Raw genomic sequence first — 11,736 nt, 5'->3', positions numbered from 1 at the left:
TATCCCGTCCCCGGATTGAGGCGCCCGTTGTCTAACAAGGGCGCATTTCACCTCACTGTTGAATGAGCCAGTAAAAATCGGCTGCAGATCAAGGTTCACTGCGAAAGGACATCGCGAAACAGATCAGGATGCAAGGTGGCGATGTGCAGTAAAGACCCGCAGTGCTGGGAGGGGGGGCGGTCCTGTTCACATTCTTGCCAAATGCTCACAGAAATATCTGAAAGCTCTGCCTCTGCATGCCCGCTGGCCATTTGCGTTGATCAAATTTGAGGCATGGAGTCTCCCAAAACGGGAGGTTGCTGCAAAACGCGGGTTATTGCCAAAAGAAAGCTGGTGAAATTCCGGGAGGTCCCTGGACATGACGACGCTGAAGCATCTCTAGAAAGCTGGCATGACACCGCGTTAAGGGCCATCTGGAAGACGCCTCAGGACGTAAAGGACCAGATTGGTAACGCTAGCGTATGCGGCAATAACCCCGTGGTGTTCAATATCGGTGGTAACAAGTACGGCTGGTTGTCGAGATGCAGTATAGAGCGGGCATTGTCTGGGTAAAATTCATCGGAAACCACCGGCGCTACGATGAGATAGATGTGCAGACGATCGATGAATATTAAGCCTATCCATAACGACGAAGACCTTCATGCCGCCTTCAAGCGTCTTGAGTCAATCTTTCAGGCCGAAGCCGGAACGCCGGAGGCTGACGAGATGGAGGTTCTTGTGACCCTGATCGAGGTGTATGAGAACAAGTACTATCCGATCCAGGCCGCCGATCCGATCGAGGCGATCAAATTCCGTATGGATCAACAGGGTCTGACCCCGCGCGATCTAGAACAGTACATTGGGCCAAGCGGTCGCGTTTCGGAGGTTCTGAATGGCAAGCGGCGCTTGAGTTTGAAAATGATTAAGCGTCTGCACGAAGGGCTGCGAATTCCTTACGAGTCGCTCCTCGCTGGAGCTGCTTAACCGAAGGCGGGCGTGACCGGCCTATTGTATCAAGAGGATTGAGCTGATAAGCCCTCCAGTGCTTTGAGTTGGCTGGTTAGCCCAGCGACTAGAAAGAAATGACCGTGTTGCAGGCTGGATGCCATACTGTTTTTTGTTCGAGCATCTTGATCAGGCGGGTTGAATGGGTAGCCTAGGACGTAAGCGGGACCAGGATATCCTCATAGAGGTGCAGGTACGAACGGATCGATTGCATCAGTTATTTCGCCAATCAGCGTCGGCAGTTTTCGGCAGTTTACTGGGTGCGCTGATGTTGTGCGGGCTGTGCTGGGACCGTTTTGACCACACCGTCATTGTTTGGTGGATAGCCGTATTGACGGCTTCGTCGCTGCTGCGTATCTCGATGTTTTTTTTCTATTTTCGCAGTCCTGTCAGTGAGCGTACGCCTCAGCGCTGGGAGCGGAGATACTGGGTTACGCTCACATTGTCCGCTGGCATTTGGGGCGTGGGTGCATTAGCCGTCATGCCAGCCACCGACCTGCTGGCGCAGGTACTGGTTATATTGTTTACCGTTGGAATGTCTGTTAGCGCTGTGGCTTGCTACTCCGCCTATCGCGCCATGACCTTAGTGTCCATTGGGTTGGTGTTGTTGCCCTGCACCCTATGGCTACTGTTTCAGCCCTCAGGGTTACAACTCGGTATCGCGTTAGCCGTTCTCGTATTCTCTTCATTTGTGGTCAGCGCTACACGCAGGCTCTTCGATGCATTGGAAACGGCCTTCCGCTTAACCCGTGAAATGGAGCAGGCGCATAGTATTTCTACTCATGCGGCGCAGACCGACGAGTTGACCGGCCTGAAAAATCGCCGCGCTTTTTTCGACAATGCTCAGCAGTTGCATAACTATTGCAAGCGAAACAAGTTGCCGTTGTGCGCCTTGATGTTGGATATGGACCACTTCAAACTTATCAACGATACCTACGGTCATCAGGTCGGAGATCAGGTGCTGCGTCAAATTGGTGGAGTCATCAGCACGTCGTTTCGCGAAGCGGATGTCTGCGGCAGGCTGGGGGGAGAGGAGTTTGCGGTTCTGCTTCCTGATACGTCCCTTGAGACCGCACTTGGCGTTGCTGAGCAACTCATTCAGACAATCGCTGGATTGAAGGCTGAGCCAGTGAACTACATAACGGCTAGCCTGGGTGTTGCCTCAACGCATGTGGGTGATAAAGACCTGCACAACTTGATGAACAGTGCAGACAAAGCGTTGTATCGAGCAAAGGCGCTGGGGCGTAATCAGGTGGTTGTCGCCGACTGAATGCATACCTGCTGTAGGCGCTGCCGAAGGCTGCGATAAGCCCGAAGTATGTTGCCAACAAGTGGGCTCCTACAGGGGCGTGGGTCGCCGATAACCCGGCAGCCGGTCCCACCTCTCTCAGCGTTCGGGCTTCCAGTATTTTTGCATCTCCAGAAACAAAAATGACGCCGTCCACGTGATCAGCATGAGCCCTGTCAGCGCCTCAAGCCCCGTGAGGAACTTGATGTGGCCGACGGGATGAATATCGCCGAAGCCGATTGTTGTAAAAGTAGTAAAAGAAAAGTACGCGCAGTCGAGCAGGCTGCCGTCGAATTGACCCTGCAAGCCGCCCCAATCACCGAATTGAATGATGAAGTAGTAAGTCAGCGCAAAGCACCAGACTTCCAGCGCATGGGCCAACATCGCGCCAAGAACACCCAATACAATCCGAAAACGATGCCGCCCGGTGAGCTTGGATAACATCAAGTTCATCCGCAACAGGCACTCATAATGGATCATCACAGCAGTAATAATTACAACCAAATTGACCAGGGTCACCGCAATCATTCAGTACTCATCCTCAATCGACTTCGTGCGGGCCCTCAGGCATTTGGCGGCCCACACGCTTTCTATAAATAATGCTCGGTGTTGCTCGCGATTTGAATGGCTGCAGCCAATACGGAGACGGTGGGGTGGATTGCTAAGTCCCCAGGCGAGCTAATGCCGACGGGATCATACTTTATTAGCGTCTCGTCATTGCTGGAACTGCTTATTGATGTGCGTTTGGCGATTACGTGACTCAGAACTGCCTTCGCCATCTTCATCATCCGATCCAGACACTGGCATGCTGGAGGTAGCCTGAATCGAGCCATCACCGCTGCTGAAGCGGCCGGAATGCAAAAAACTGCTTTTCTGCTGGCGTTAGTGGACCCCGGGTTCTCGGCTCGTCGGTGATAACGTCAAAGCACCATTGCTCTAGTCCCTAGCCATATTTTGGAGCGCGTAAACTCTAGCCTCGACCCAGCAATTAAGTTCGTCAGCATCGAAAGCCTGGAATATGACAATATTCTCGCCGGCAACCAATTTAGCGACGTGTTGGGCATAGGGCTTTCTCCATGATCGGCAGCCTGCCTAGCGGCACAGTACCTCGCCAACAGTCAGCATAGTTCGAACCTTCTTCTGTGCACGTCAAACCAACTCTCGAGCGAAAGAGCAAAAACCATGCGAAATTCGAAGAAAAAACTAGCGTTATTCAGCGTTGGCCTACCGTTAGTGGTATGCGGCATAGCCTTTGGCGTTATCGGCCCGCTATCGGCAGTAACCCTTCCCCTTACGCGCTTGCAGGGTTCTTACTCCCAGGATTGATCCTGATGTTTTTAGGGCTTCACAAGCCGCGCAATGAATAAGTGGCCTAACGGACACGGGTTCTATCTCAGCGGCTGCCTGTGTCCGGTGACCTGAATTCCTCATCACTCCCGCGCAATTGATTCGTTTTTTGATGATGCCGTCAGGAGTCCAGCAATAGTCGTGGTCAAACGGCTCAGCGCTTCTTGGTCTTGGCGCTGAAGCGATCTAAAACTGATCAGCACTGACTCTTCGTCCTGACTCAAATCATAGGAGCAAGGTGGTGTCGCCTTACCCGTCAAGACGAACAATATGTCGATGCCGGTTTCTGCAACAGCCACAAAGTATTCAGACTTTGGATAGCGAGTTCCGTTTTCGTAATTACTTTGTGCGTTAGTCGCTACGCCGCCCCGCTGTCCAAATGCTTTTTGGGACAGTCCTAAGCGCTCACGTTCTTTTCTAAGCCGCACACCGATTCCTCTCGTCTGGCTGTTCATTCGGCAAACCCCCGCTTTTTCCGTTGCTGAATCGTATTTCCCTTTTGGGGCTGCTGTGCATTTCAGGTTTCGCGGTCTCTGAAGATTATGGTCGACCTGACACGCCTGTTATAACTCATATCCTGTACAGGGTTTATAAGCATGTACAGTTATTTACTGTTATGTACAGGTCTGATCGGATGTATATCCGTATGCGTGTTATGACTGTTGGATAAACACGTTTATGGGTGTTATATTGCGGTCGGAAACGTTATTGCACACTCTCGACAGCGGACAGTATATCCATAGACTGGGCCGCTCTATCTTGGGGCTTTCAGCCTGCCTCAAATAGGAAGCAGTGTCATATAACGGATGTTGGGTATATCGAATCGAATAGAGTATATTGCTCTGAAAACTCGTTTGGATAGAAAGACATGGTGATGATGTCGTGCTGGAAGATGTTATTGTCGATCGGCATCTGGATCATGTGCGTTGTGTTAATCGTCGTGGTCAACTATTGACGTCCATCTTCAACATCGGAAGAAAGAATAGCGCGTTGACCTATTTACTTGGGGTCTCGCCCTGTGTGCTTCATCATGATGAAGCACACAGGGCGAGACCCCGATAAAACTCAACGGAACATTTCAAGTGTTGCCTGGTATACCTTGCGCGCGCTGTCGAACCAGCAGATCATCCATTCCTCTAAGTTTCGGGCCTTACTTCAACGGTCCACTGCGAGGTGTATATGGATATCAGTTTGAACTGCCAAGGCGACGTTCAATACCCGGTCCTATCAATGCCGGTGCCAACCCCTAATGAACGTGACGAAGATACCGAGAAACCGGATCAGGACATCGATACGTTCACGGACGATGACAATCCCCCGCCGCAGGATTGGAAACATCCTGATGATGGCAAAAGCCTGTCGGATCAGGATGTCGAATGGCCGCTTAAGCCCTGAGCGCGTAGCGCTTACTGTTTCTTTCTGGCAGCGGCTTCTGCGGCGAGGCATTCCAGGGCGAATTGTTCTGGATAAGTCATCTCAATCGCAGTGGTAACACCTTTGACGGTACGCGAGCCGTCGAGGATGTAGCGGATTCGACGATCGGTAACGCCGATTCGTTTTGCGATCCAGCCGGGTGTCTGGCCGATGCGCGTGACGAGCTTGTCGGCGTAGTCGGTGGAAGGGTTATAGAGTTCTGCATTAGGGGTCATAGGACTACCAGATAAAAGTTAAGCTGAGTTGCAGTGACGAATGGGCGACACAGTGCGGGAATCATCTAAACGTGTCGCCCTAATTTTTTAAAACAGTATTACTGCCCGACAATATGTTGGCCAGAAAGGGCGCCGTCCGGCTCGCTTTGACGCCGACCACGGCTTCCGGCGTACCGCAGGCGACCAGCCTGCCGCCTTCATCGCCCGCACCAGGGCCGATGTCTATCACCCAATCGCTTTGCGCAACAACGCGCATTTCATGTTCGACAACAATTACCGTATGGCCCGCGTCGACCAGGCTGTTGAGCTGTGTAAGCAAGCGGTCAACGTCGCAGGGGTGCAGGCCGGTAGTGGGCTCATCAAGGACGTACAGCGTGGACCCGCGTTGGACACGTTGCAACTCGGTCGCCAGTTTAATGCGCTGCGCTTCGCCCCCAGAAAGTTCGGTCGCCGGTTGACCGAGTCTTAAATAGCCGAGGCCGATGTCACGCAGGACTGTCAGGGAACGCAGCACGCTCGGTTGTTCGGCAAATACCGTCACGGCTTCCTCTACCGTCAGTTGCAGCACTTGCGCAATGTTCAAACCCTGCCAGCTGATTTGAAGGGTGTCCTGGTTATAGCGGGCGCCGTGACAGGTCGGGCAGGGTGCATAAACGCTGGGCATGAACAACAACTCCACACTGACAAAGCCTTCGCCTTCGCACGCAGGGCAGCGCCCTTTGGCGACGTTGAAGGAGAACTGTCCCGCGTCGTAGTGTTTATGTTTGGCGTCGGGCGTCGCCGCGAACAGCTTACGAACGCTGTCAAACAGCCCGGTGTAGGTCGCCAGGTTCGAACGCGGTGTACGACCGATAGGTTTTTGATCGACCTTTACCAGTCGCCGGATGGATGTCAATCCGGCCGTCACCTGACCGCTGCTGACTTGCGGAGCGTCGTCTTCCAGGCTGGGTTCTTCCTGTTCGACATCCGCCAAGGTTCGGCCCAGATGCGTGCCCACCAGCTCCAGCAATGCCTGGCTGACCAAGCTCGATTTGCCCGAGCCGGAAATCCCGGTAACGGCGGTGAAGCAACCCAGGGGAAACGCCGCCGATACGTTATTCAAATTATTGCGGGTAACGCCCTCAAGTCGAAGCCAGTCTTTGGTTTCTCGACGAATTTGATGATGGGGCGCCTGTGCAGCAAACAGGTGCGGGCGCGTTTGTGAGGCTGCGATGTGGGCCAGCCCGGCGGGCGGTCCGCTGTACAGCACATGACCGCCATGTTCTCCCGCCGCAGGGCCGACGTCGATCAACCAATCAGCCCGACGCATGGTTTCGATATCGTGCTCGACCACAAACAGCGAATTGCCGGCCGCTTTCAGTCGCTGCAACGCGCCAAACAAGGCTTCACCGTCAGCCGGGTGCAAACCTGCCGAGGGCTCATCCAGCACGTAGATCACACCGAATAATTGAGAGCCCAGCTGCGTTGCCAAGCGTAAACGCTGTAGCTCGCCGGATGAAAGGGTTGGGGTGCTACGTTCCAGCGCCAGATAGCCAAGGCCCAAATCGGTCAGGGTGCTGACCCTCGCCAGCAAGTCGTGGGCGATACGCTGCGCCGCCAAGCGTTTTTCCACGGACAAATTGGGTGTCAGCCGGACATCTGGTGCGGCTCCATGCGCCGAGCCGCCTTTGGCCACGCGTTGTTGACGGGCAGCTTCGATCTGCCGTTTGCTCAGTACACGGTTGTCAGTGGGGTCCTCAACAAAGGCATTGTCCGCCACTGGACGCAAGACCTCGGCCAGCTGCAACAACGGCATTTGCGAGAGTTCACCGATGTCGTAGCCGGCAAACGTGACAGACAACGCTTCACCGGTGAGGCGCTTGCCCGAGCACAGCGGGCATTGGCTGCCGATCATGAAGCGCGCCACACGCTTTTTCATCAGTGCACTTTGTGAGTGGGCAAAAGTGTGCAGGACGTAGCGCCGGGCACCGGTAAACGTGCCTTGATAACTGGGTTCAAGTTTACGTTTTAAGGCCTGTTGGGTTTCTTGTGGCGACAGTCCGGCATACACCGGGGCGGTGGGGGTTTCTTCGGTGAACAGAATCCAGTCACGCTGCTTTTTCGGCAAATCGCGCCAAGGGATATCGACGTCATAACCGAGGGTGACCAGGATGTCGCGCTGGTTTTGTCCTTGCCAAGCGGTGGGCCATGACGCCACGGCGCGCTGGCGAATGGTCAGCGTATCGTCCGGCACCATCGTCTGCTCGGTGACCTCGTACACCCGGCCCAACCCATGGCAATCGGGGCAGGCGCCCTGGGGTGTATTCGGCGAAAAGTCTTCGGCGTAAAGCATCGGTTGCCCGGCCGGATAGCTGCCTGCCCGGGAATAGAGCATCCGTACCAGGCTCGACAGGGTGGTCACGCTGCCCACCGACGAGCGTGTGCTCGGGGTGCCGCGTTGTTGTTGCAATGCTACAGCGGGGGGCAAGCCTTCGATGGAATCAACATCGGGCACGCCCACTTGATCAATCAAGCGTCGTGCATAAGGCGCCACTGACTCGAAGTAGCGCCGCTGCGCCTCGGCATACAGGGTGGAAAACGCCAGGGACGATTTGCCTGAACCCGAGACACCGGTAAACACCACCAACGCATCACGCGGAATATCGACATCCACGTTTTTTAAATTGTGTTCCCGCGCACCGCGCACCCGGACGAAACCCGAGCTGTTTAGCGGTGAGGTGTTTACCGAAACGGCTGATAAGGCTTGATCGTCAGGGGTGTTGCGCTGCGAAGTCATGATCGAGCCTTAAGCCAATAGGGTAGGTACTGAAATACCGATGAATCTATGACGTTATGCGCCGAAAGCCAACCACCCAGACCCAGGGGTTGTCGTCCCAGGACTCCACACCATTGAGGCTCTGCCAGAAAACTGCAAAAGCGATCACGGGAGTCGTACTGATGCCTGCACTGGGCGGCGGTAAATGATTGGCGAAGTAACCATGCATGCCGTCATGCAGCGCTGAAAACCCTTCAGCGATGGCCTGTTCGTCGGTGATGTCCCGCAGGCGCTCCTTGTGTACCTCGGTGATCTCAAGTGTGATGCGTGAGGCGCGGCGCGGCATGAACACGCTGGACCGCAGCCACCAACAGGGACGCGGGTCGGATCGCGCGGTTTTGAGGTAATCAGCTGGCTGCTTATATTGATAGGTCAGCCCGCTGGTTGACGTGAGGTCGAGAAAGCGCCACTCATCGCGATAAAGGTCTTTACTAAACCGAGCCTCCCATCGGCCGAACGCATAAAATGACTCCTTTAACCACAGCAGGTCCCCCGGCTGACCGTAGGGGCACGCTTCGTCGGCCACGTGAAGAGGCACAGATGAAGGTTCTATTGTTGTTTGCTCCATTTCACTGCCCATGCTGAGTGCAAGTGAAGGCCGCTGCGAGGCCGATGCAGATGACTCAACCTGTTTGACGATGCGGCGAGTGACTGTTTTTTTGCCGCGCAGTATTGCTGTCACCATGGGTGCGCTGAATAGGATGGGTCGTTCCATGAAGGTAATTCCTCAAAAGTAATAGGGCGTTGTTGATCACGTAGTTCGTTGATCCGTCCATAGGGGAGATGTTCAGTAAATGTCGATGACCGTAGTTGAAAGAATGCATGCCCGCGGTATGTTCGGATTGAAAGCCGCTTGGAAAATATGTCAACCATCAAATGAATGGTGAGGAAGTATATAGACGGCCGGAGGGGGCGGCGTTCCGACCAACAGTCGACTTTATGAAACAGAGGACATTTAAATTGTTGTTTTTTTTTGAGAGACTTTGGCAGTCAATGACCGTTTAGGTAGTCAGAGAAAATGAACGAGATGGGTGCGAGACTCAGGCAAGAGCGCAAGCGGCTGGGGTATTCACAACGAGAAATGGGTCTTCTGGGCGGCGTTGCGGCCAATGCGCAGGGTAAGTACGAAAGCGGTGAGCGGGTGCCGAAGGCGGATTACCTGGCGGCGCTGGCGAGCGAAGGATTAGATGTTTTGTATGTGTTGACCAACCAACGAAGTGCCGGGACTGCTGTTGATACCCTGCTGAAACAGGTGGCGCAGGTGGATGAGCCCGATGCGGTATTTAAAGAAGTTAAACATGCGGTGCGCCATCTACTGCTCCGGATTGAAGAGCTGTCCAGTAGTTACGTTCAGAATGGAAAGCCTGTTCGTACGTTGCATGACCGCGCCGTAGACAGGGTGAGCGAGTAGTTACACTTCGCGCTAGCATTCAGTCAGCGCTTTTAGCCATTTCGGCGGCTTTTGTGGCTAGCGCTTGGAGGAAAGTCGCCAGCGCGACTTCTTCTTGCCGCAGGCCCTTGCGTTGTCGAACCCGGGGCAGTTTGGCTAGATTACCCAGTAGAAAACCTTCGAGTACCGCAGGATGGATATAGCAACGTCGGCAGACCGCCGGGGTGTTGCCCAGTTGCCGCGCGACTTCCTTCACCATGTCGACGATGTGTTTTTTTGCGTCGGCCTCAGTCTCCCATTTCAGCTTGCGCAAGGTTGTCAGCGCCAATGCGCTGCCGGCCCAGGTTCGGTAGTCCTTGGCGGTGAAATCAGCGCCGGTGAGGCTGTGCAGATAAGCGTTAATGTCTGAAGAGCTCACCGAGTGCCGCTCGCCGTTGTCGTCCAGATACTGAAACAGATTCTGCCCCGGCAGCTCCATGCAGCGCTTGATGATGCGCGCCAAGCGTCGATCCTTAATGCTGATTTGATGCTCGACGCCACTTTTGCCGCGAAACTGAAACAGAATTGCGCTGCCTTTGACTTCCACGTGTTTATTGCGCAGCGTCGTTAACCCGTAAGACCGATTGTCTCGAGCGTACTGACTGTTGCCAATACGAATCAACGTGGCGTCCAGCAGTGAAATAACGGTCGCCATGACCTTGTCCCGACCCATGCCCGGCGCATTCAATTGCGCTTCCAGTTGCTTGCGGACCTTGGGCAGCGCCATGCCAAACTCAATCATCCTTGAGTACTTGTTCTCGTCGCGGATCTCGCGCCAGCGCGGGTGATAGCGATACTGTTTGCGGCCCCGTGCGTCGCGTCCGGTGGCTTGCAAATGCCCTTGAGGGTCAGCGCAAATCCACACATCGGTGTAGGCCGGTGGTATCACCAGCGCATTGATCCGTTTGATTTCCGATTCATCGCGGATGCGCTGTCCGGCGGTGTCGAAGTAAGCAAATTTGCCGCGCAAGATTTCTCGACTGAACCCCACTTGAGTGTCGTCGACATAGTGCAGGTCGGAAGGCAGTTGGATGACGTCGGTCGAGTCGGACATGGCGAATTCCTTCAGCAGTTATCAGCATTGACCGCTGGAATTCGCAGGGGTGCCACTGGCGTTTCGGTGAACTATGCCAGGACCGCCACCGACTTGATCTGTGCCCATAATTGTTGGCCGGGATAGAGGTGCAGCCGGTCGCGGGAGTAACGGGTGATGCGTGCGAGCAGCGGTACGCCAGCAGCCTCGAGCCGGACCAACACATGGGCCGTGTTATCGGCCGCCACCTCACCGGTCACAGTCACCGGCAAGCGGTTAAGAATGCTGCTTTGGTCGTCGGGTTGCAGGTTCAGGCTGACGTCCCTGGCCTGCACGGTGAAACGCAAGTGTTTACCGATATCCATGGGCGCATGGGCCACACGCACGGTTAAATCGCTGCCGGGCAGTTGTACCGTCAGCAACTGGTAATTGACGTCGTACGCGCTGACGACGCCTTCAATCACTACCCCGGCAGCGTCACCGGTCGCCATCGGTAGGTCGAGTCGCGCCAGGGTTTCACCGATAGGACCGCTGGCCAGGGCTTTACCGTTGCTCAACAGCACAATGTGGTCGGCCAGCCGTGCGACTTCGTCTTGGGAGTGGCTGACGTACAGCAGCGGAATATCCAGCTCGTCGTGCAGCCGCTCCAGGTACGGCAGGATTTCGCTTTTACGTTTGGCGTCCAGCGCCGCCAAGGGCTCGTCCAGCAACAACAGGCGCGGGCTGGTCAGCAAGGCGCGGGCAATCCCGACGCGTTGGCGCTCGCCGCCAGACAATTTGTCCGGGCGTCGATCCAGCAGGTGTTCGATGCCGAGTAACGCGGTAGCCTGAGGCAGTTGCACTTTGCGCTGATGACTTGCGATGCGTCGCAAACCGAATTCCAAGTTGCCGCGTACCGACAGATGCGGGAATAGGCTGGCCTCCTGAAAGACATAGCCCAGCGCACGCTTATGCGGGGCGAGGAAAATGCCTTTACTGCTGTCTTGCCATACCTCGTCGTTGATTTGAATAAACCCGTGGTGCGCTTTTTCCAACCCGGCAATACACCGCAGGCAGGTGGTTTTACCCGAACCGGAATCGCCGTAGAGCGCTGTCACTCCGCGTCCCGGCAGCTTGAGGTCGACGTCCACGGCAAAGCTGGGGTAAGCCAGTTGCAGCCGAACCTGAATCTCAGCGAGCGGCAATGTCATG

At 55.0% G+C, this 11,736-nt stretch carries 11 protein-coding genes and 1 pseudogene; 5 read left to right on the top strand and 7 right to left on the bottom strand.

The window, feature by feature from the left end:
• Window positions 1-273: 273 nt before the first annotated feature.
• From RHM59_RS05040 to RHM59_RS05025, 3 genes and pseudogenes are all read left to right on the top strand, one after another.
• Window positions 274-614, top strand: a pseudogene (locus tag RHM59_RS05040) (type II toxin-antitoxin system HigB family toxin).
• Window positions 604-963, top strand: a complete 360-nt coding sequence (locus tag RHM59_RS05030) for a helix-turn-helix domain-containing protein (RefSeq protein ID WP_322286094.1) — start codon at window positions 604-606, stop codon at window positions 961-963. Before RHM59_RS05040 ends, RHM59_RS05030 begins: the two are co-directional and overlap by 11 nt.
• A gap of 163 nt (window positions 964-1,126) precedes the next feature.
• Window positions 1,127-2,254: a diguanylate cyclase gene (locus tag RHM59_RS05025; RefSeq protein ID WP_322286093.1), complete on the top strand. Its 1,128-nt coding sequence runs from the start codon at window positions 1,127-1,129 to the stop codon at window positions 2,252-2,254.
• A gap of 117 nt (window positions 2,255-2,371) precedes the next feature.
• Here RHM59_RS05025 and RHM59_RS05020 read toward each other — a convergent pair whose 3' ends face one another.
• A complete protein-coding gene (locus RHM59_RS05020; RefSeq protein ID WP_322170069.1) occupies window positions 2,372-2,800 on the bottom strand; it encodes a potassium channel family protein in 429 nt (142 codons plus the stop codon).
• A gap of 902 nt (window positions 2,801-3,702) precedes the next feature.
• The gene (locus RHM59_RS05015) at window positions 3,703-4,074 is read right to left on the bottom strand and encodes a helix-turn-helix domain-containing protein (protein WP_322170072.1); all 372 of its coding nucleotides are present in this window, start codon (window positions 4,072-4,074) and stop codon (window positions 3,703-3,705) included.
• A gap of 724 nt (window positions 4,075-4,798) precedes the next feature.
• On the opposite strand from RHM59_RS05015, the gene RHM59_RS05010 reads away from it, so the two are divergent.
• The gene (locus RHM59_RS05010) at window positions 4,799-5,014 is read left to right on the top strand and encodes a hypothetical protein (RefSeq protein ID WP_322286092.1); all 216 of its coding nucleotides are present in this window, start codon (window positions 4,799-4,801) and stop codon (window positions 5,012-5,014) included.
• Window positions 5,015-5,025: 11 nt separating this feature from the next.
• Here the strand turns inward: RHM59_RS05010 and RHM59_RS05005 are convergent, their stop codons facing one another.
• The 3 genes from RHM59_RS05005 to RHM59_RS04995 form a co-directional block, all read right to left on the bottom strand.
• Window positions 5,026-5,268 carry a hypothetical protein gene (locus RHM59_RS05005; protein WP_322170077.1) on the bottom strand — a complete coding sequence of 81 codons (243 nt, stop codon included), beginning with the start codon at window positions 5,266-5,268 and terminating at the stop codon, window positions 5,026-5,028.
• Window positions 5,269-5,347: 79 nt separating this feature from the next.
• Window positions 5,348-8,044 carry an excinuclease ABC subunit UvrA gene (locus RHM59_RS05000; RefSeq protein ID WP_322286091.1) on the bottom strand — a complete coding sequence of 899 codons (2,697 nt, stop codon included), beginning with the start codon at window positions 8,042-8,044 and terminating at the stop codon, window positions 5,348-5,350.
• A 46-nt stretch (window positions 8,045-8,090) separates the two neighbouring features.
• Complete coding sequence (locus RHM59_RS04995) at window positions 8,091-8,798, bottom strand: hypothetical protein (RefSeq protein ID WP_322286090.1); 708 nt, start codon at window positions 8,796-8,798, stop codon at window positions 8,091-8,093.
• 303 nt (window positions 8,799-9,101) lie between these two features.
• Between RHM59_RS04995 and RHM59_RS04990 the strand changes: the two genes are divergently transcribed.
• The gene (locus tag RHM59_RS04990; protein WP_322286089.1) at window positions 9,102-9,494 is read left to right on the top strand and encodes a helix-turn-helix domain-containing protein; all 393 of its coding nucleotides are present in this window, start codon (window positions 9,102-9,104) and stop codon (window positions 9,492-9,494) included.
• Between the two features lie 19 nt (window positions 9,495-9,513).
• On the opposite strand, the gene RHM59_RS04985 is transcribed toward RHM59_RS04990, so the two are convergent.
• Together RHM59_RS04985 and modC are read right to left on the bottom strand one after the other, a co-directional pair.
• Window positions 9,514-10,566 carry a DNA topoisomerase IB gene (locus RHM59_RS04985; RefSeq protein WP_322286088.1) on the bottom strand — a complete coding sequence of 351 codons (1,053 nt, stop codon included), beginning with the start codon at window positions 10,564-10,566 and terminating at the stop codon, window positions 9,514-9,516.
• Between the two features lie 71 nt (window positions 10,567-10,637).
• A complete protein-coding gene (modC, locus tag RHM59_RS04980; RefSeq protein WP_322286087.1) occupies window positions 10,638-11,735 on the bottom strand; it encodes a molybdenum ABC transporter ATP-binding protein in 1,098 nt (365 codons plus the stop codon).
• Window position 11,736: the final 1 nt, after the last annotated feature.

It is taken from the genome of Pseudomonas sp. MH10 (assembly GCF_034353045.1).
GTDB lineage: Bacteria > Pseudomonadota > Gammaproteobacteria > Pseudomonadales > Pseudomonadaceae > Aquipseudomonas.
This window is presented reverse-complemented; position numbering and strand designations above follow the sequence as displayed.